Annotated in this window: 15 protein-coding genes and 1 other RNA gene; 5 read left to right on the forward strand and 11 right to left on the reverse strand. The window is 71.4% G+C overall.

Annotated features, from left to right (window positions below; all coding sequences use genetic code 11):
• Positions 1 to 3 precede the first annotated feature (3 nt).
• A complete protein-coding gene (locus LZP97_RS09755; protein WP_048770948.1) occupies positions 4 to 1,077 on the reverse strand; it encodes a Leu/Phe/Val dehydrogenase in 1,074 nt (357 codons plus the stop codon).
• 69 nt (positions 1,078 to 1,146) lie between these two features.
• On the reverse strand, positions 1,147 to 4,608 hold the full coding sequence (locus LZP97_RS09760; protein WP_048770946.1) for an indolepyruvate ferredoxin oxidoreductase family protein: 3,462 nt from the start codon (positions 4,606 to 4,608) through the stop codon (positions 1,147 to 1,149).
• Between the two features lie 579 nt (positions 4,609 to 5,187).
• On the opposite strand from LZP97_RS09760, the gene LZP97_RS09765 reads away from it, so the two are divergent.
• Positions 5,188 to 5,508 (forward strand): PASTA domain-containing protein, encoded by a 321-nt coding sequence (locus tag LZP97_RS09765; protein ID WP_010594315.1) that lies wholly within the window; start codon positions 5,188 to 5,190, stop codon positions 5,506 to 5,508.
• 19 nt (positions 5,509 to 5,527) lie between these two features.
• Here the strand turns inward: LZP97_RS09765 and thiM are convergent, their stop codons facing one another.
• From thiM to LZP97_RS09785, 4 genes are all read right to left on the reverse strand, one after another.
• Entirely contained in the window at positions 5,528 to 6,370 is an 843-nt protein-coding gene (gene thiM / locus LZP97_RS09770; protein ID WP_026137662.1) for a hydroxyethylthiazole kinase, read from the reverse strand.
• A gap of 55 nt (positions 6,371 to 6,425) precedes the next feature.
• Entirely contained in the window at positions 6,426 to 9,437 is a 3,012-nt protein-coding gene (locus LZP97_RS09775; RefSeq protein WP_040275228.1) for a bifunctional [glutamine synthetase] adenylyltransferase/[glutamine synthetase]-adenylyl-L-tyrosine phosphorylase, read from the reverse strand.
• 118 nt (positions 9,438 to 9,555) lie between these two features.
• The gene (locus tag LZP97_RS09780) at positions 9,556 to 10,893 is read right to left on the reverse strand and encodes a glutamine synthetase family protein (protein ID WP_010594312.1); all 1,338 of its coding nucleotides are present in this window, start codon (positions 10,891 to 10,893) and stop codon (positions 9,556 to 9,558) included.
• Positions 10,894 to 10,977: 84 nt separating this feature from the next.
• The gene (locus tag LZP97_RS09785; RefSeq protein ID WP_040275225.1) at positions 10,978 to 12,510 is read right to left on the reverse strand and encodes an alpha/beta hydrolase; all 1,533 of its coding nucleotides are present in this window, start codon (positions 12,508 to 12,510) and stop codon (positions 10,978 to 10,980) included.
• Between the two features lie 284 nt (positions 12,511 to 12,794).
• Here LZP97_RS09785 and panB point away from each other — a divergent pair, with 284 nt between their 5' ends.
• The 3 genes from panB (at position 12,795) to pip (ending at position 15,128) form a co-directional block, all read left to right on the forward strand.
• Positions 12,795 to 13,643, forward strand: coding sequence for a 3-methyl-2-oxobutanoate hydroxymethyltransferase (gene panB, locus LZP97_RS09790; RefSeq protein WP_010594310.1), 849 nt, complete (start codon positions 12,795 to 12,797; stop codon positions 13,641 to 13,643).
• A 91-nt stretch (positions 13,644 to 13,734) separates the two neighbouring features.
• Positions 13,735 to 14,169 carry a hypothetical protein gene (locus LZP97_RS09795; protein WP_017680353.1) on the forward strand — a complete coding sequence of 145 codons (435 nt, stop codon included), beginning with the start codon at positions 13,735 to 13,737 and terminating at the stop codon, positions 14,167 to 14,169.
• Complete coding sequence (gene pip, locus LZP97_RS09800; protein ID WP_040275210.1) at positions 14,169 to 15,128, forward strand: prolyl aminopeptidase; 960 nt, start codon at positions 14,169 to 14,171, stop codon at positions 15,126 to 15,128. The genes LZP97_RS09795 and pip overlap by 1 nt, the downstream gene beginning before the upstream one ends.
• A gap of 3 nt (positions 15,129 to 15,131) precedes the next feature.
• Here the strand turns inward: pip and LZP97_RS09805 are convergent, their stop codons facing one another.
• The 4 genes from LZP97_RS09805 to rnpB form a co-directional block, all read right to left on the reverse strand.
• On the reverse strand, positions 15,132 to 15,743 hold the full coding sequence (locus LZP97_RS09805) for a CHAP domain-containing protein (RefSeq protein WP_040275207.1): 612 nt from the start codon (positions 15,741 to 15,743) through the stop codon (positions 15,132 to 15,134).
• Positions 15,727 to 17,136 (reverse strand): RNB domain-containing ribonuclease, encoded by a 1,410-nt coding sequence (locus tag LZP97_RS09810; RefSeq protein ID WP_040275205.1) that lies wholly within the window; start codon positions 17,134 to 17,136, stop codon positions 15,727 to 15,729. The genes LZP97_RS09805 and LZP97_RS09810 overlap by 17 nt, the downstream gene beginning before the upstream one ends.
• Before the next feature lie 16 nt (positions 17,137 to 17,152).
• Positions 17,153 to 17,332: a hypothetical protein gene (locus tag LZP97_RS09815; protein WP_040275203.1), complete on the reverse strand. Its 180-nt coding sequence runs from the start codon at positions 17,330 to 17,332 to the stop codon at positions 17,153 to 17,155.
• A 212-nt stretch (positions 17,333 to 17,544) separates the two neighbouring features.
• Positions 17,545 to 17,957, reverse strand: an RNA gene (gene rnpB / locus LZP97_RS09820) — RNase P RNA component class A.
• A gap of 56 nt (positions 17,958 to 18,013) precedes the next feature.
• Here rnpB and LZP97_RS09825 point away from each other — a divergent pair.
• Entirely contained in the window at positions 18,014 to 18,538 is a 525-nt protein-coding gene (locus LZP97_RS09825) for a DUF1697 domain-containing protein (RefSeq protein ID WP_026137661.1), read from the forward strand.
• Between the two features lie 43 nt (positions 18,539 to 18,581).
• Here the strand turns inward: LZP97_RS09825 and LZP97_RS09830 are convergent, their stop codons facing one another.
• The gene (locus LZP97_RS09830) at positions 18,582 to 18,779 is read right to left on the reverse strand and encodes a hypothetical protein (RefSeq protein ID WP_010594303.1); all 198 of its coding nucleotides are present in this window, start codon (positions 18,777 to 18,779) and stop codon (positions 18,582 to 18,584) included.
• Positions 18,780 to 18,865: the final 86 nt, after the last annotated feature.

Below are 18,865 nucleotides of genomic sequence, written 5' to 3' on the forward strand. Positions count from 1 at the left end.
CCGTCAGGCCGCGTCGATGCGCTGCTCGGCGAGCCGGTTCGCCGCCGCGCCGGGCCCGATGCCCAGGGTTCGCGACATCGCGAAGATCTCGGCGGTGCGGTCGAAGATTGCGTCCACCCTGGACCGGACGACGCTCGAGTCGGAGCCGTCGACCTCACCGGCGACCTGGATCAGGCCGCCGGCGTTGGCGACATAGTCCGGCACCCAGGTGATGCCCCGGTCGCGGAGCAGATCCTCGACCTCGGGGCGGGCGAGCTGATTGTTCGCGGCACCGCACACCAGCCGCGCCCCGAGCGCGCTGCCGGTCGACGTGGTGAGCGTCCCACCGAGCGCACACGGTGCGTACACGTCCACCGGGGCGTCGACCACGCTGCTCGCGATGCGGACGGGGAAGTCGGCGGCCACCCGGGCCACGGCCCCGGGGTTCACGTCGGCGACCATCACGTCGGCCCCGTCGGCGACGAGCAGCCGCACCAGCTCGTAGCCCACCTTCCCGAGCCCCTCGACACCGACGGTGCGTCCGTCCAGAGATGCTGTGCCCCAGACATGTTCGGCGCCGGCCCGCATCGCACGGAACACTCCGAGCGCGGTGAGCGGCGAGCTGTCCCCGGATCCGCCGGCTGCGGTGGTGCGTCCGACCGCGTGCCGGGTGTGCCGGCCGACGACGTCCAGATCACCGGCGGCGGTGCCGACGTCGGCGGCCGTGACGTAGCGACCGCCGAGGGACTCGACGAACCGTCCGTACGCGGCGAGCAGCGCGTCGCTCTTGTCCGTGACCGGGTCACCGAGGATGACGGCCTTGCCGCCGCCGAGGTTCACCCCGGCGACCGCGGCCTTGTAGGTCATGCCCCACGACAGGCGCAGCACGTCCTCGAGCGCGGTGGCCTCGTCGGCGTAGGGGTAGAAGCGGGTGCCGCCGAGGGCGGGGCCGAGCGCGGTGGAGTGGATCGCGACGATCGCGCGCAGGCCGGTGGCGGCGTCCTGACAGAAGACGACCTGCTCGTGCGGGCGGTCGGACAGGCGACGGGAACGGTCGAAGACTCCGGCCGGCGCGTGGTCGAGAAGGGAGGCGGTCACGAGTGGATTCCTTTCGGACAGAGACGATTCGGTGACGTCGGAAGTCGGTGACATCGGAAGACGGGGGCATCAGAAGTCGGTGTCGATGCCCAGGCCGGCGAGGCGTGTGCGGTACTGCTCGACGGAGCGCAGCTTGACGTCCTCGTAGCCGCGGACCGCGTCCGCCAGCTCCGCGACCTGCACCGCACGGTCGTAGTTCTCGATGTCCAATTCGGCAGCGAGACGGTCGATCGTCGCGGTGTAGTGCGCGAGCAGGGCGCGTTCGACCCTGCGGACGTGGGCGTACCCGAACGGATCGAGCCGGGTGCCGCGCAGCCGGCGGCCCTTGGCCAGCACCCGCAGCGCCACGTGCGACTTCGGACCGAACCCGACCTTCTTCGTGCGACCGAGTGCGCGCAGCACGGGCGGGTGCAGCCGATAGGTCAGTTGCGCTCCGCCGGGCACCTGGGACTGCACCTCTTCGAGGAAGGCGGGGTCGACGAGCATCCGCGCGACCTCGTACTCGTCCTTGTAGGCGGTGAACTTGAACAGTCCGCGCGCGACGGCCGCGCTGAAGTCCGTGCGCGCGGTGACGCGGCGTTCGGCCTCCCACACCGCCTGCACCCGCTCGATGTACCGGGCGGCGAGACGGTCACCCTGGAAGTCGATCAGTGACGCGGCGCGCACCCGCACGAGTCGCAGCACCTCGCCGTCGAAGGTGGTGCCGGCCAGCAGGTGTTCCGGTACGACGGTGGCTCTCCGCTCGGGCCGCGCCGGTTCGGTCGCGGCCGCGAACGCGTCCGGGTCGGCGACCGCCACCCGCCCCCACCGGAACGCCGCGATGTTCGCCGCGACCGCCACGCCGTTGATCTCGATCGCTTCCTCGACGGCCGCGGCGGGGATCTGCAGTCCGCCGAGCTGGTGGGCGGCGCCGACGACGAGGAAGTTCGCGGCGGAGGTGTCACCGAAGAGCGCCTGCGCGGCGGCGAGGGCGTCGAACGAGACCAGCCGACGGGTCACCGCGCCCAGCCGCGCGAGCAGCTGCTGCTCGTCCGGGTGCCGGATCGACCTGTCGTACACCATGTCCCCGGTGGGGGTGCGGCTCGTCGAGGCGACCGCGACGGTCGAGTGCGGGTCGGCGTAGGCAAGGTTCTTCGCATCCGCCGCGGTCAGCAGGTCCAGCGCCAACAGGCACGACGCACCGCCGGTGGTCACCCGGTTCCCCGGTGCGAGGCCGTCGGCGGCGAACCGCAGGTGCGAGACCACCGGGCCCGCCTTCTGGCTCATGCCGATCTGGTCCAGGGACTCGACGTCGAAGCCCGCGCGCAGCGCGGCGGTCGCGAGCACCTGGTTGACGGTGACGATGCCGGTGCCGCCGATGCCGGCGAGGAAGACGTTGCGGGTGCCCTCCGGGGTGTCGACGTCGACGTCGGGCACGGCCGGCGGCGTCGGGACGCTGCGGCGCCGAGCCTTCCGGCCGGGCGACGCCTCGACCGTCACGAACGACGGGCAGTCCCCGTCGAGGCACGAGTAGTCGGTGTTGCAGGAGGTCTGGTCGATCCGGGTCTTCGACCCGAACTCGGTGTCGACCGGCTGCACCGACAGGCAGTTGCTCTTGACGCCGCAGTCGCCGCAGCCCTCGCACACCGCCTCGTTGATCACCACCCGGGTGGTGCGGGCGGGCAGGGTCCCGCGCTTGCGTTGCCGGCGCGCGTCGGCCGCGCAGTGCTGGTCGTAGATGAGCACGGTGACGCCGGGGACCTCGCGCAGCACGCGCTGTGCTTCGTCGAGCCGGTCGCGGTGCCAGACCTGCACGCCGCGGGCGAGGGAGCGCTTGCGGTGCCGCTTCGGGTCGTCGGAGCAGACGATGATCCTGCGCACGCCCTCGGTGGCGAGTTTGCGGGTGAGCGCAGGAACGGTCAGTGCGCCCTCGGCGTCCTGCGCGCCGGTCATGGCGACGACGTCGTTGTAGAGCAGCTTGAAGGTGATGTTCACCCCGGCCGCGACGCACGCCTGCACGGCGAGCTGACCGGAGTGGAAGTACGTTCCGTCGCCGAGATTCTGGAACATGTGGCCGATGTCGGTGAACGGTGCCTGCCCGATCCACTGCGCGCCCTCGCCACCCATCTGGGTCAGGCCGGTGACGGCGCTGTCGGCGCGGCCGGACATGGTGACGAGTGCGTGACAGCCGATGCCGCCGCCGCCGATCGAGCCGTCCGGCAGGGCCGTGGAGCGGTTGTGCGGGCAGCCGCTGCAGAAGTACGGGGCGCGCTTGGCAGACAGCACCTCCAGCGGCAACTGGGGCAACGGCGCAGGTCCGAGGTCGACGTGTCCGCGCAGCACCCGGCGCAGCGGACCGCGGATCCGTCCGGCGGTGAGCTCGCCGTCGACGGGCATCAGCGGCCGGCCGTCGGCGTCCTTCTTGCCGACGATGCGCGGCGGATGGTCGGTGCCGTAGAGGATCTCCCGGATCTGGGTTTCGACGAACGCGGTCTTGTCCTCGACGACGACGAGCTGGTCGAGACCGGAAGCGAATTCGCGTACCAGGTCGGGACCGATCGGGTACGGCATTCCGATGCGCAGCAGCCGGATGCCGGCGCGGTGCAGGTCGGCGTCGGTCACCCCGAGATCGAGCAGGGCCTGTCGCAGCGCGTCGAACGTGGTACCGGTGGCGGCGAGTCCGATCCGGGCGTGCGGGGGGTCGACCTCGACGACGTCCAGGCCGTTGGCCTTCCCGTACGCGTGCACCATCGCCCAGCGCGGCCCGTACAGGTCCGCCTCGGCGATCACGCTGTCGCCCGGGGCCGCCATCGGGCGCTGCCGGTACACGAACGGCCTTCCCTCCCATTCGATCTCGGGAACGGTGATGCGCAGGTCCGCAACCGAACCGTCGACGGACCACGCGCCGTCGGCGACGTCTGCGACGACCTTGAGAGCGACGAGGCAGCCGGACGCGCGCGACAGCGCGACTCCGTGCAGGCCCATCGTGACGATCTCGGCGGCGTTGCGCGGAAACAGGACCGGGATCCCGAGGGCGGCGAGGGACCGTTCGCTCACCGCGGGCACGGTCGACGACTTCGACGCCGGGTCGTCGCCGACCATCAGCAGGACACCGCCGTTCGGGTCCACGCCGTACATGTTCGCGTGCCGCAGCGCGTCGGTGGCCCGGTCCAGGCCGGGCCCCTTGCCGTACCAGACGCCGACCACGCCGTCGTGGGTGGGCGTGCCCGCCCCCAGCTGGCCCTGACTGCCCCATACGGAGGTTGCGGCGAGTTCCTCGTTGAATCCGGGCACGAAGGTGATGTCGTGCTCGGCGAGGACCTTCGGCATGCCGTGCAGCAGCTTGTCGAGCCCGCCGAGCGGGCTGCCGGGATACCCGGAGACGAATGTGGCCACGCGGCGGCCGTCGCGGATGTCGCGCACGTGCTGTTCGACGAGTTGGCGGGCGATCGCCTGGACACCGGTGAGGAGCACCGTGCCCGAGCCGGAGCGGTACCGGTCGTCCAGATCGTAGGGAGAACGCTCGATTTCGCGGACCACGGTTTCGGTCATCGCACTGTTCCTTTGCTGCGACAGGTGCTGCGCACGTCGCTCGAGTCACATCAACTGGTTCAGCAATGATCGACACAGCTGATTGAATCAGTCAACAGACAACTTTTCAGCGGATCATTCTGTTCAGTTGTGACGTGCGACACATCGGGCAGATGGTCACGGTGATCAGCCGTCGGCGCCTCGCCCGGCGCGCGCTCCCGCCGACCGATCCGGTACGGGCTCCGCCGTCCGGTTCCGACCGACGGACTGCGGGCCGCACGCAGCGGCCCGTTCCGGCAGGTCCGCCAGTTCTGCCGGATTTGTCAGAAGCCGGGAGTACCCTGAAGTGGCGCCGGCCGGTTCCGGGTCGGGGCGCCTTGGGGAACTGCTGATGAACGTCTGCGCACCCCGCCGTGCCGGGGCACCGTCGTCCACGGCCGGACCACGGTCCGCGCCGCGGGGGCGCTCGCCGCCCGGATCCACCGCCGGATCGCGCCGATAGACCACATCTGACGGACGCCGCCCCCGCCACCACCGGCGGCACGGATGTCCCCCACCGGATTCACTCCATCGCGACATCGTTCCCGAAAGGACGTTGTCATGCGCACCACCCTCCCGGCCGCGCTGTGCGCGGCCGCCGCCACCCTCCTTCTCGGTTCCGGCCTCGCCGCAGCGCAACCCGCGCCCGATGTCGTCGGCCTCAGCGAACAGCAGGCGATCGCCCTCCTGGACGCGGAAGGCATCCCCTACAGGATCACCAACCGCGCCGGGAATCTGTCCGGCGACTGCCGCGTCACCGAACAACGAGATCGCGGCTACCGCACCGAGGTCGACTACGTGTACGACCACGACGACGACGAGTTCGATCGCGTCGAACGACAGGTGTGGCTGGGCGTGGGTCTCGTCGTCGTCTGCCGCTGAGAGATCCGGAGTCGCCGAGCTACCTGCGCGGTTCGAAGATCTCGAGCTGCGCGCGGGCACGGAGCGTGTCGGCGTCCACGGTGTAGAGGGCGTCGAGATAGGCCACGGCGAACGTGCCGGGGCCCGCGGCGGCCGCCTCGGCGATCTCCGCGGCGACGGCGACGTGCACGTGGGCCGCGGCGAGCCCGATCAACGGCGTCGGTGCGACGGCGAGGTATGCGGCGACGAGACCGCCGAGGGCACAACCCGTGGCCGTCACCTGCTGCAGCATCGCACTGCCACCGCCGACCCGCACACCGATCACTGCCCCGCCGGCGTCCCGGCCGACGAGGTGATCGATTGCGCCCGAAGCCGATACGGCCTCGGCACGATCGAGCAGGGCCAGCGCCGCCGGGACCGCCGCCGCCGCGTCGGCGGAACTGTCGACGCCGCGGGTCCCGCCCCGCAGGCCCGCCAGGGCGATGATCTCGGAGGCGTTGCCGCGGATCGCCGTCGGCCGGTGCGCCAGCAGTTCGGCGGCGAGGTCGCTGCGCCACGGCAGACCCCCCACGCCCACCGGGTCGAGGACCCACGGGGTGCCGGCCTCGTGAGCGCTGCGGGCCGCGAGACGGAACGCCTCCGCGGTGGCATCGTCGGGGGTGCCGACGTTGATCAGGACGCCGTCGGCCGCCCGCGCGAATCCGCCGGCCTCGTGCACGTTGTCGATGTGCGCATTGCTCGCGCCCGCCGCCAGAAGCACGTTGGTCACGAAGTTCGCCGAGACCACGTTCGTCAGGGACTGCACCACCGGCGTCCGCGACCGCAGTTCCCCCAGCGCCCCGGCCACGGCGTCGACCGTCGGGACACGGCGCGAAGTCGTCACGAATCTCCCTTTCTCACATACGAATCGCGTGGGTGCGGCAGCTGGATCCGGGATCTCACGTCCCGAACACACGTTCCACGACTGCCCGCGCACGCCGGGTGACCCGCAGATAGTGGTCGAGAAACTCGGAGGCGTCACCCCCCGGCCAGCCGGCGACCTGCGCCACCGCCGAGAGCAGCTTCCCCGGACCGGGCAGCTGATCGGTCCGTTTGCCGCGCACCAGCACGAGCGCGTTGCGGGCGCGGGTGGCGGTGAGCCACGCGTCGCGCAGCAGTGCGACGTCCGCGCTGCTGAGCAGTTCGGCGGCACCGATCGCGTCGAGCGTCTCGAGCGTCGACGTGTTGTGCAGCGACTCGATGTTGTGAGCGTGCTGCAGCTGCAGCAGCTGCACGGTCCATTCGATGTCGGCCAGACCGCCGCGGCCCAGCTTGGTGTGCGTGGCGGGATCGGCGCCGCGCGGCAACCGTTCCGAGTCGACGCGAGCCTTCATCCGGCGGATCTCGCGCACCGCGTCGTCCGACACCCCGCCGGCCGGGTACCGGGTGGCGTCGATCATGTGCAGGAAGCGCAGCCCGAGGTCGGCGTCCCCGGCCACCGCGTCGGCCCGCAACAGTGCCTGCACCTCCCACGTCTGCGCCCACTGCGCGTAGTACGCCTGGTAGGACGCGAGGGTGCGCACCATCGGGCCGCTGCGCCCCTCGGGTCGCAGCCCGGTGTCGACCTCGAGCGGCGGATCCGTGCTCGGCGCACCGAGCAGGGCGCGCACCCGCTCGGCGACCTGGTTCGCCCACTTCACCGCGGCGGTCTCGTCGGCGCCGGCGGTCGGTTCGCACACGAACAGCACGTCGGCGTCGGATCCGTAGCCCAGCTCGCCACCGCCGAGGCGGCCCATGCCGATGACCGCGAGCCGTGCCGGAGCCGGCCCGTCCTCCAGCTCGGACGCCTTGATCACGGCGCTCAGGGCAGCCTCGAGCACGGCCGCCCACACGGCGGACAGCGCGCGGCACACCTGCGGTACGTCCAGCATTCCGAGAATGTCGGCGCTGGCGATACGGGCGAGTTCGGCCCGGCGCAACGACCGGGCCGCGTTGATGGCCTTGTCGGGGGTGCCGTAGCGGGCCGAGGAGGTGACGATGGCCTTGGCAACCTCCTCGGGCTGCGGTTCGAGGAGCCGGGGACCACCGGCGCCGTCCGCATAGAGCCGGACGACGTCCGGGGCCCGAACCAGCAGATTCGACACGTAGGCGGAGGAACCGAGCACGGTCATGAGCCGGTCCGCGACGGACGGCTCGTCGCGCAGCGTCCGCAGGAACCACACCCGGTCGACGAGCGCCTCCGACAGGCGGCGGTAGGCGAGCAGGCCGGCGTCGGGGTCGCTCGTCTCCCCCAGTGCCTCGAGCAGCTGGGGCAGCAGCAGCGCCTGGATGCGGGCCTTGCGCGAGGCGCCACCGGACAGCGCCGTCAGGTGGCCGAGGGCGTTCTCCGGTGCGCTGTAGCCGAGTGCGGCGAGCTGGCGGACCGCGGCGTCGGGCGACAGCCGCAGCGCCTCCTTGTCCACCCGGGCGACCGACTCGAGCAGCGGGCGGTAGAACAGCTTCGCGTGCAGTTTGCGTACCCGGGCCGCGTTGCGCTTGATCTCCGCCTCGAGCACGCCGAGCGCGTCGTGCCGGCCGTCGGGGCGCATGTGCGCGGCGCGAGCGAGCCAGCGCATCGCCTCCCGGTCCTCGGGGGGCGGCAGCGTGTGCGTGCGTTTGAGCCGTTGCAGCTGCAGCCGGTGCTCGAGCAACCGCAGGAACTCGTAGGAGGCCCGCAGGTTCGCGGCGTCGTCGCGCCCGACGTATCCCCCGTCGGCGAGGGCGGACAGCGCCTGCACCGTGTTCGGCACGCGGAGCGACTCGTCGGCGCGGCCGTGCACGAGCTGCAGCAGCTGGACCGCGAACTCGACGTCGCGCAGGCTGCCGCGGCCGAGCTTGAGTTCGCGCTCGCGCAGTTCGGCGGGCACGAGCTCCTCGACGCGCCGGCGCATCGCCTGCACCTCGGGCACGAACGCATCCCGCTCGGACGCCGTCCACACCATCGGACTGAGTGCCTCGACGTAGCGGCGACCGAGATCGAGGTCGCCGGTCATCGGCCGGGCCTTGAGCAGCGCCTGGAACTCCCAGGTCTTGGCCCAGCGCTGGTAGTACGCGACGTGCGAGTCCAGGGTGCGGACCAGTTCGCCGCGTTTGCCCTCGGGACGCAGCGCGGCGTCGACCTCGAAGAACGCCGAGGTGCCGATCCGCATCATCTCCCCGGCGATGCGGCTGGCGCGGGCATCGGACGGCTCGGCGACGAACACGACGTCGACGTCGCTGACATAGTTGAGCTCGCGGGCCCCGCACTTGCCCATCGCGATCACGGCCAGGTCGACGGGGCAGGGACCGTCCGTGACGACGTTGGCGACGGCCACCGCCAGGGCCGCCGTCAGGGCCGCATCGGCGAGATCCGCGAGCCGCTGGCCCACCTCGAGGTACGGCAGGACCGGTTCGTTCTCCACGACGGCGGCGAGATCGGCGGCCGCGAGCAGCGCCAACTGATCGCGGTAGCCGGTGCGCAGAGCCGCCACCGCGGCCGGACCGGTGATCTTCGCCCGGTAGATCAGACGGTTCTCGCCCGTCCCGGCCTCGGGCTCGGCGTCGACACAGCCGAGCATCCGCTCGGTGAGGGTTCGCCGGTCGGGCAGGTGCAGCGCCCCGGCGAGATCACGCCACCGCTCCGGGTGGGCGACGATGTGGTCGCCGAGGGCGGACGAGCCTCCGAACAGGCCGAACAGCCGCCCGCGCAGTCCCTTGTCGGTGCGCAGCGCGGCGACGAGTTCCGCCCAGCCATCCCCGAGCGCGTCGTGCAGGCGGGCCAGGGTCCGCAGCGCGAGGTCCGCGTCGGGTGCGCGCGAGAGCGCCCACAGCAGTTCGGTGCTCTCGGTGCCGGTCCAGCCGAGCTGCCGGAGCTCGTCCGGCGCGGTCGGAGCGAGCAGGCCGAGCCGCCCGGCGCTCGGTATCGCCGAGCGCGCCGCCGGCGGTCTCACCATGGTGGCGTCGTTCCGGCGCGGGACACTGCCGCCCGAGTGGGCACGGACCTCACCTCTTCGTCGTCGTCAACCGGCCGGTCCGCGGCGACTCCCCCGGGCGGCCGCGGCCGGCAAGGGGTTACAAGCCCAGATACTGATCCAGTTCGTACGGGGTGACCTGGCTGCGGTAGTTCTCCCACTCCGTCCACTTGTTGCGGAGGAAGAAGTTGAACACATGCTCCCCGAGTGCCTCGGCCACCAGTTCCGACTTCTCCATCTCCCGCAGGGCGATGTCGAGGTCGGTGGGCAGCTCGCGGTACCCCATCGCACGCCGTTCCGCGGAGGTCAGCGCCCACACGTCGTCCTCGGCCTCGGGCCCGAGCTCGTAGCCCTTCTCGATGCCGCGCAGGCCGGCGGCGAGCAGCACCGCGAACGTCAGGTACGGGTTGCAGGCCGAGTCGGGTGTGCGGATCTCGACCCGGCGCGACGACGCCTTGCTCGGCGTGTACATCGGCACCCGCACCAGGGCGGAACGGTTGGACGGGCCCCAGCACGCTGCGGTGGGCGCCTCGCCGCCGTGCACGATGCGCTTGTACGAGTTGACCCACTGGTTGGTCACGGCACTGATCTCGTTGGCGTGCTCGAGCACCCCGGCGATGAACGCCTTGCCGGTCGCCGAGAGCTGCAACGGATCGTCCGGATCGTGGAACGCGTTGTTCTCGCCCTCGAACAGGCTCATGTGGGTGTGCATGGCCGAGCCCGCGTGCTCGCGGAACGGCTTGGGCATGAACGTCGCGCGCACGCCCTCCGACATCGCGATCTCCTTGACCACGTAGCGGAAGGTCATCACGTTGTCGGCCATGGACAGCGCGTCGGCGTACCGCAGGTCGATCTCCTGCTGACCGGGTGCGGTCTCGTGGTGGCTGAACTCGACGGAGATGCCCATCGACTCGAGCGCGTCGATGGCGTGCCGGCGGAAGTTCGGGGCCGAGCGGTGCACCGACTGGTCGAAGTAGCCGCCGTCGTCGGCGGGCACCGGCAGCGCCCCCGGTTCACCGTTCTCGATGAGGAAGAACTCGATCTCGGGATGCACGTAGCAGCTGAATCCCAGGTCGGACGCCTTGTTGAGCTGGCGACGCAGCACGTGTCGCGGGTCGGCCCAGCTGGGGGTGCCGTCGGGCATGGTGATGTCGCAGAACATGCGGGCCGAGTACTGCTGACCCTTGCCGTCGGCCCACGGCAGCACCTGGAAGGTCGAGGCGTCCGGGCGGGCGACCATGTCGGCCTCGGAGATGCGGGAGAAACCCTCGATGGCCGAGCCGTCGAACCCGATGCCCTCCTCGAAGGCTCCTTCGAGTTCGGCCGGGGCGATCGCCACCGACTTGAGGGTTCCGACGACGTCGGTGAACCACAAGCGCACGAACCGAATGTCGCGCTCTTCGAGGGTGCGGAGCACGAACTCCTTCTGGCGATCCATACGGCCGAGACTAGGCACAGTGCGTTAAATCCGTGTTACATCCGCGGGTTGTGGTTCCGGCGTGTCGCTCACATCGTCGGGTGGTCAGCACCGCAGGTCCGCGGCGGGCGCCTGCCCGGTCACGAAATAGCCGGTCACCGGGCCGTCGACGCAGTCCTCGCCGTCCAGGACGACGGTGTGCTGGGTACCCGTGAAGGTGACGAGCGTGCCACCGAGTTGCCGGGCCAGGTCCACCCCCGCCTGGTACGGCGTCGCGGGGTCCCCGGTGGTGGAGACGACGAGCACGGTCGGCAGGCCCGGCACGTCCGGGGTGTGCGGCGCACCGGTGGGCGGCACCGGCCAGAAGGCACACAGATCCCGCGGCGCGGCGCCGCTCGCCCGCCCGTCGTCGAGGAACGGCGCCGCCTGCCGGTACAGCCGGTCGGCCTCGGCCGCGACGGCCGGGTCCGTCACCGGCGGATCGTCCACGCACCGGATTGCATTGAACGCGTCGGTGGCGTTGGTGTAGGTGCCGTCGTCGCCGCGTCCCTCGTACAGGTCCGCGAGCAGCAACAGCGTGTCGCCCCGGCCGTCGGTCAGCGCCGCGAGGCCCGCCCGCAGCGAACCCCACAGCCGCGGCGAGTACAGGCCCTGCTGCACCCCGGTGACCGCGTCCCGGTGGCTCAGGCCCCGCGGATCCGTGGTGTCCGCGGGCGCCGCGATCAACGGATCCACGAGAGCGCGGAACTTCTCCACCGCCGCAGCCGGGTCGGTGCCGAGCGCACAGTCGTCGTAGCGGGCGCAGTCCGCCGCGAACGCGTCGAATGCGGTCTGGAAGCCGGCCGCCTGCAGCAGGACCTCGTCGAGGGGATCCTGCTCGGGATCGAGCGCACCGTCGAGCACCATCGTCCGCACCCGGTCGGGGAAGGTTTCCGCATAGAGCGTGCCGATCCGGGTGCCGTACGAGAAGCCGAGGTAATTGAGTCTCTCGTCGCCGAGGACGGAACGGAGCACGTCCATGTCGCGCACCACTTCGCGGGTGCCCACGTGGGCGAGCAGGTCGGTGCCGGTGCGTTGCGCGCAGGCCTCGGCGTAGTCGCGGTGCCGCTGCTCCGTGCGCGCGATGCCCTCGGGACTCATGTCGCCGTCGTCGAACGCGCGGTCGGCGTCCGCCTCGGCGTCGGTGCGGCAGCGCACCGCGGGCTCGGAGGCGCCGATGCCGCGGGGATCGAAGCCGATCACGTCGAAACGGTCGGTCAGCTCGGTGCCGTCGGCGACGGTGGCCAGCCCGAGCCCGGACGCACCCGGCCCGCCGGGGTTGACGAGCAGCGAGCCGATCCGCTGCCCCGACGCGGGCGAACGCGAGATCGCCACGGTGATCGTCTCCCCGCCCGGGTCGTCGTAGTCCAGCGGCACCGTGATCCGCGCACACTGCACGCCGCGCGGCAGCGAGCCGGCGTCGGCGCCGTAGTCCCGGCAGGACTCCCACTGCACCTGCTGTCCGTAGAACTGCTCGAGGCCGGCCGGGGCGCCGAGCGGCGCCGTCCGCGGCGGCGCGGTCTCGGTCGTGGTGCTGCATCCGGCGGCGAGCAGCGCCACGGCGGTCACCGCGACGGCGCGGAGTGGAAGGGACGACACCCAGCGATGGTGCCACGGGAGCAACCGCGGCCGGGTCGGTGGTTCGGGACCGGTCCTGCGGCCGGGTCGGCGGTTCGGGACCGGTCCTGCGGCCGGGTCGGCGGTTCGGGACCGGTCCTGCGGCCGGGTCGGCGGTTCGGGACCGGTCCTGCGGCCGCGACCGGCGGATGTGACCAATCGCACCACCGGTGCCGCTACTGCCCGGATGACGCCGGTGGCAGACTGAGACCGTCATCACCCAACCCGGGGACCCGCACGGGCCTCGAGGCAGAAAGGGACCTCTGATGTCCGAATCCACGACTGCCCTCTACGGCGGCTCGACTCCGTCCGACGCTCCTCGCCGCAAGACGCGGGTCCATCACCTGCAGGCCATGAAGGCCGAGGGCCGGCGCTGGGCCGAGCTGACGGCGTACGACTACTCGAGCGCCCGCATCTTCGAGGAGGCCGGCATCCCGGTGCTGCTCGTGGGCGACTCCGCCGCGAACGTCGTCTACGGCTACGACACGACCGTGCCGGTCACGGTCGACGAGATGCTCCCCCTCGTACGCGGCGTGGTGCGCGGCGCCCCGCACGCACTGGTGATCGCCGACCTGCCGTTCGGCACCTACGAGGCATCGCCGGAGCAGGCCCTCGCCACCGCCATCCGCTTCATGAAGGAAGGCGGCGCCCACGCCGTCAAGCTCGAGGGCGGCGAGCGGGTCGCCGCGCAGATCGCCGCGATCACCGCCGCCGGCATCCCCGTCCAGGCGCACGTCGGTTTCACCCCGCAGTCGGTCAACAGCCTCGGCGGTTTCCGGGTGCAGGGCCGCGGCGACGGCGCCGAACAGCTCGTCGCCGACGCCATCGCCGTGCAGGAGGCCGGGGCCTTCTCCGTGGTCATGGAGATGGTGCCCGCCGACATCGCCGGTCAGGTCACCCGCAAGCTGACCATCCCCACGGTCGGGATCGGTGCCGGAAACGAGTGCGACGCCCAGGTCCTCGTGTGGCAGGACATGGCCGGATACACCAGCGGCAGGACCGCGAAGTTCGTCAAGAAGTTCGGCAGCGTGGGCGACGAACTGCGCCGCGCGGCCGCCGAATATGCTGCAGAGGTGGCGGCCGGGACGTTCCCCGGTCCCGAGCATTCCTTCTGATCCGGCAGGGCGAGGGAACCTGCGGCCGGTCCGGCCGCAGGTTCCCTCGCCCGTAGGCCCGGGCCGTACCGACCCACGAGGTGCACCGCAGATGATTCGTCCCCGTCGCACACTGCTCGCCGTTGCCGTCGCCGGTGCGACGATCGCCGGCCTGGCCGGGTGCGCGTCCGGCGGCCAGCCCGCCCCCAGCGGCTCGAGTTCCGTGTCGGCGCAGCCGACGACGGACGCGACATCGGAGCCGAGCACGCTTCCGGGTGGAGTCACGGAGCCCCAGGCCGCCGAGCTGTGCTCGCAGATGGAGGCCCAGCTGCAGAGCTGGCGCACCTACACCCCGTCCATGAGCAAGCCCGGTCTGAACCTGCTGGTCGGCGAGTGGGCCGCCCGCAACGGCATCGACATGCTGGCGCTCGCCCGGGACCGTGACCGGGTCGACGCGATCGCCTCCGCCCAGTGCCCCGAGGTGCGCGGCGAGGCACTCGAGGCGCTGCAGATCCCGACCCTCGCGTCCGCCCTGGTCGGCTTCTGATGCCGTTGCGGCAGCCGTACCCGCCGATCGAGCCGCACGAGCAGGGCATGCTCGATGTCGGTGACGGCCAGCGCGTCTATTGGGAGGTCAGCGGCAATCCGGCCGGCAAGCCGGTGGTGTTCCTGCACGGCGGCCCCGGCGGCGGCACCGTCCCCGCACACCGCCGGTTCTTCGATCCGGAGGCGTACCGGATCGTGCTGTTCGATCAGCGCGGCTGCGGCCGGTCGGTCCCGCACGTCGCCGACGGCGCCGATCTGTCCGCCAACACCACCGAGTACCTGCTCACCGACATCGAAGCCTTGCGGCGGCGGCTGGGGATCGGCCGTTGGCAGGTGTTCGGTGGCTCGTGGGGGTCGACACTGGCGCTGGCGTATGCGCAACGGCATCCGCACCGGGTCACCGAGCTGGTGCTGCGCGGCATCTTCCTGCTGCGCAGCAGCGAGATCGACTGGTACTACAACGGTGGTGCCGGACAGCTCTTCCCCGAACTGTGGGAGCGCTTCCTGGAACCGCTGACCGGCGCGCCGGAGGGCGAGCATCCGGTCGACACGTACCACCGGCTGCTGCATTCGCCCGACCCCGACGTCGCGCTGCGGGCCGCCGTGGCGTGGTCGACGTGGGAGGGTGCGACCAGCGCCCTGCTGCCCGCACCGGAACGGGTGGCGGAGACGTCGGACCCGCGTTTCGCGCTGGCGTTCGCCCGCATCGAGAACCACTACTTCCGCCACCGCGGTTTCCTCGAGGAAGGGCAGCTGCTGCGCGACGCCGGGCGGCTGCACGCCGTTCCCGGGGTGATCGTGCAGGGCCGCTACGACGTGGTCTGCCCCGCGACGAGCGCGTGGGAACTGCACAAGGCATGGCCCGGCTCGGACTTCGTCGTCGTCGACGACGCCGGGCACGCCGCGAACGAACCCGGCATCACCCATCACCTGCTCGAGGCGACCGACCGCTTTCGCTGAACCTCATTCGAGGCGGCCGAACCCGACCACCGCCGAGTCGGACGTGACGTCGACGGTGTGCACGCGGATACGGCCGAGTTCGTTGCCGCCGACGGTCGTCGCGGTGTCGCCGTCGACCGCGACGACGATGTTGGTGTGCTGGCCGACCCACAGCTCGTTCTCGTACAGCACCACATCACCCACCACCGGCCGGTAGCCGCCGCCGGCCGGTTCGAATCGGCCGGCCGAGTCGTAGTACTCCTGCAGGGTGTACACGCCGGGGATCCGCCAGTCCCCGGAATGCGGATTGGCCAGCGGGCGGCCCGCTTCCCGCATGATCCAGCTGACGAAGTTCGCGCACCACGGCTCCTCGGCGCCCTCGGAATAGAAGGTCCCGGGTCGCTGCGTGCGGTGTTCGTCCCCGAGCAACTCCACGATCCGCGCCTGCGGCTGCGTCAGCGACGAGGTGTCCACGTCCGGGAAATCGGCGGTGTCCCAGGGCAGGTATCGGCTCGGTACCGCGCCGAGCACCAGCACCGCGGCGAGGACCACGAGCGCCACCGCGGCGACGATGCCGGCGAACAGGCCCCGCGGCCGCCGCTCGCGGCCGGCAGCGCCGTCACGCCGGGTACGCAAACCGCACCTTCCGCGTCTGCGGGTCGGCGTGTGTGAGCCGGATCCGGATTCGGCTGCCTTCCTTCGGTTCCCCGGTGCACGGGGCGATCACGGTGGCGTCGGGCACGAACACCTCGGCGTCCCGGCGGCCGTTCGTCGCGCGCAGGACCGTCGCATCGAACGTCTCCCCCACGTGCGGGACGAGGACCGTCGCCTCGGTGAGTTCGATGCACGCGCGGGTCACCTTCCCGGCGAGCGCATCGGAACCGGTCATGGTCTCGCGAAGCTCCGGGAGCGCCGCGCGCACGGATGCCGGCACGTCGGTGCCGGCACAGACCGCCAGGCACACCTCCGTCGCGAACCGGTCGGCCAACCGCCGCAGCGGCGCCGTGACGTGTGCGTACGGCGCTCCGATCGCCCCGTGCCCCGGCTGCTCCGGCACCTCGCCGTCGAACGCGACGTACGACGCGCCGCGCAGCAGCGCGGGGGCCTCGCTCATCAGCACCAGCGTGCCGGGCACGGTCATGTCGAGGCCGGCCAGGAAACTACCCACCGGCACATCGGCCGGCCAGGGCACGCCCAGGGCGGAGGCGGTGCGCCGCAGTTGCGTCACGGCTTCGGGAGCGGCCGCCGGCAGGGTTCGCAGCAACCCGATCCGCGCGTCGAGCATCATCTGCGCCGCGCACATTCCGGTCAGCAGCGAGACATGGGAGTTCCAGTCGTCGACCTCCGTGCGCGGCTGGGTGGTCAACCGCCAGCCGTTCCCGTCGGCGATCACGTCCTGTTCGGGCAGCCGCAGTTCGATCGCGCCCCGGGCCCGGGCCGCCGCTTCGCGGAGCCGGCCGAACTCGGGCAGCGCCGCGATCGACGGGTGCACGACACCGGCGTCGACACCGGCCTGCACCCCGGCGTAGTCGAACCGTGCGACGGATCGGACCAGTGCGCGCCGCACCGTCACATCCACAGGCTCGGCGGCCTCGTCGAGAACGATGCGCCACAGCGCCGCCGGGCGCACGCGGCCGGGCAGCAGACTGGCCGCGTCCTCGGACAACGACCGCGGATGCAGCGGGACCGACCCGTCGGGCAGGTAGTAGGTCTGACCGCGGCGCCTGCTCTCGCGGTCGAGCGCGCCGCCGGGGGCGACGAATGCCGCGACGTCGGCGATCGCGTAGTGCAGCACGAATCCGTCGACGGTCCGCTCGAGGTGCAGGGCCTGGTCGAGATCCATCGATCCCGGTGGGTCGATGGTCACCAGGGGCAGATCCGTGCGGTCCACCCGCGCGGCGGACCAGCGGTCGGCTGCGGCGTCGGCCTCGGCGACGGCGGGCAGGGGGTAGTCGTCGTCGAGCGCGAATTCGGCGCGGACGGCACCGAAGTCGATCGCGGGCGCGACGACGATGCGGGTGTGCGTCACCGTGCCGGGGAACCGCTCAGCGGTTCCATTCCTCGTCGGCCTCGTCCGCTGCCCTGTTGCGCTCGGCCGCGATCTCGAGTGCCCGTTCGGCGGTGGCGCGGTCCGGGTACGGCCCCATGCGGTTCAGCGCGCTCGGGTCCTTCCCCTGGCTGACCTTTCCGGTGTGTACGTCGTAGTACCAGCCCTCGTCGCTCATGACTTCCAGTCTGCCCCACGCGGCGCCGAGTGTCGGGGTAACCCGCGTGCGACGGCGCGGCTGGTACGGTCGGCCCCTGGTCCCCGCTCGACGACGCGAAAGGAATCGCATGTCGTACCTGCTCTACGACTTCCTGCTTCCCTACCTGGGACACGAGGCCGCCTCCTACTGGGCGCACCTGCTGGTCGTCGCCCCGATCTGAGCCGGGTGGGCGGACGAGCCGGCCTGTAAGCCGGATCCTGTACCCCGCCGAGGCGGGGTGGCGACCATCCATCTGGGCACACCGTCGCCGGGTACCTCGAGCGGTTCACCCGCAGGCTCGGGCGAGCAGCCCTCGGACACCTGCGCAGCCGCACCGACGGGTCGGTGCGGCCTTCAACCTTGCTCCGGGCGGGGTTTACCGAGCCACCCCGGTCACCCGGGGTGCTGGTGCGCTCTTACCGCACCGTTTCACCCTTACCCACCCCGAAGGGTGGGCGGTCTGATTTCTGTGGCACTGTCCCGCGAGTCACCTCGGGTTGCCGTTAGCAACCGCCCTGCTCTGTGGAGTCCGGACTTTCCTCGATCCAGGGCCTGGCACCGCCACGGTGCCGGTTCCCTGTGCCGCGGTCGCCCGGCCAACTCGTCCGCGTCGATCAGCGTACTGCCTCACGTGTCGCAAATGCGAACTACGGTACCGCCATGGCGAGATATGTGGCTCTGCTGCGCGGCATCAACGTCGGCGGCATCACCATCGCGATGGCGGATCTGAAGGACGTGTTCTCCGGACTCGGTTTCGGGAACGTCCGCACCGTGCTCGCGTCGGGCAACGTGCTGTTCGACGCCGGCCCGGCCGACACCGCCGAATCGAAGGCACGGATCGAGGCGGCGCTGCGCGCTCGATTCGGCTACGAGGCGTTCGTGTTCGTCCACGATCAGGCCGCCGTCGCGGCGATCGTCGACGCCTACCCGTTCCAGGAGCGCGACGGCCGGCACGCATACGCGATCTTCGTCGCCGATCCCGCGGTTCTGGACGAACTCGCGGCGACGGCGGCGGGTCTCGACCCGGCGGTCGAGCGCGTCGCCCGGGGCGACGGCGTCCTGTACTGGGACGTCGAGCGCGGGCAGACGGTCCGGAGCGCCTTCGGCCGGAGCCTCGGCAAGCCCCGCTACAAGGCGGTGACCACGACGCGCAACCTGCGCACGCTGCGGAAACTGCAGGTGTGAACGACGGAACGCCGCGTGCGGGGTCGGGCGCCCGCGGACGGGGTCAGTCCGTCGCCGGAGGTACGCGATCGGGGTCGTAGTCGTCGAGACCGGCGGCGATGCGTTCCTGTTCGGTGCGATATTCGAGATAGTCGTCGTCGAGGCGTTCCGGCGCTTTGCCGTGCTCACGGCGATCGCGGGTGACGTGTTCCGTCGGAGTGATGACGTCGTCGAGATTCGGCTCGTCGTGCGGTTCGGTCATTGTCGGCACCTCCGAATGCTGCCCAGACTGCTGCTCTGGCCACCGTCGGTGTGATCACCGTCGGTGTGATCACCGTCGGTGTGATC

It is taken from the genome of Rhodococcus sp. DMF-1, assembly GCF_021441945.1.
Lineage (GTDB): Bacteria > Actinomycetota > Actinomycetes > Mycobacteriales > Mycobacteriaceae > Rhodococcus > Rhodococcus ruber.

Bases quoted from the DNA above. Each gene is read 5' to 3' on its own strand.
- LZP97_RS09760 (WP_048770946.1), bottom strand. From the start codon at position 4,608: ATGACCGAAACCGTGGTCCGCGAAATCGAGCGTTCTCCCTACGATCTG.
- LZP97_RS09765 (WP_010594315.1), top strand. From the start codon at position 5,188: ATGCGCACCACCCTCCCGGCCGCGCTGTGCGCGGCCGCCGCCACCCTC.
- LZP97_RS09775 (WP_040275228.1), bottom strand. From the start codon at position 9,437: ATGGTGAGACCGCCGGCGGCGCGCTCGGCGATACCGAGCGCCGGGCGG.
- LZP97_RS09780 (WP_010594312.1), bottom strand. From the start codon at position 10,893: ATGGATCGCCAGAAGGAGTTCGTGCTCCGCACCCTCGAAGAGCGCGAC.
- panB (WP_010594310.1), top strand. From the start codon at position 12,795: ATGTCCGAATCCACGACTGCCCTCTACGGCGGCTCGACTCCGTCCGAC.
- LZP97_RS09795 (WP_017680353.1), top strand. From the start codon at position 13,735: ATGATTCGTCCCCGTCGCACACTGCTCGCCGTTGCCGTCGCCGGTGCG.
- pip (WP_040275210.1), top strand. From the start codon at position 14,169: ATGCCGTTGCGGCAGCCGTACCCGCCGATCGAGCCGCACGAGCAGGGC.
- LZP97_RS09815 (WP_040275203.1), bottom strand. From the start codon at position 17,332: ATGAGCGACGAGGGCTGGTACTACGACGTACACACCGGAAAGGTCAGC.
- LZP97_RS09825 (WP_026137661.1), top strand. From the start codon at position 18,014: ATGGCGAGATATGTGGCTCTGCTGCGCGGCATCAACGTCGGCGGCATC.
- LZP97_RS09830 (WP_010594303.1), bottom strand. From the start codon at position 18,779: ATGACCGAACCGCACGACGAGCCGAATCTCGACGACGTCATCACTCCG.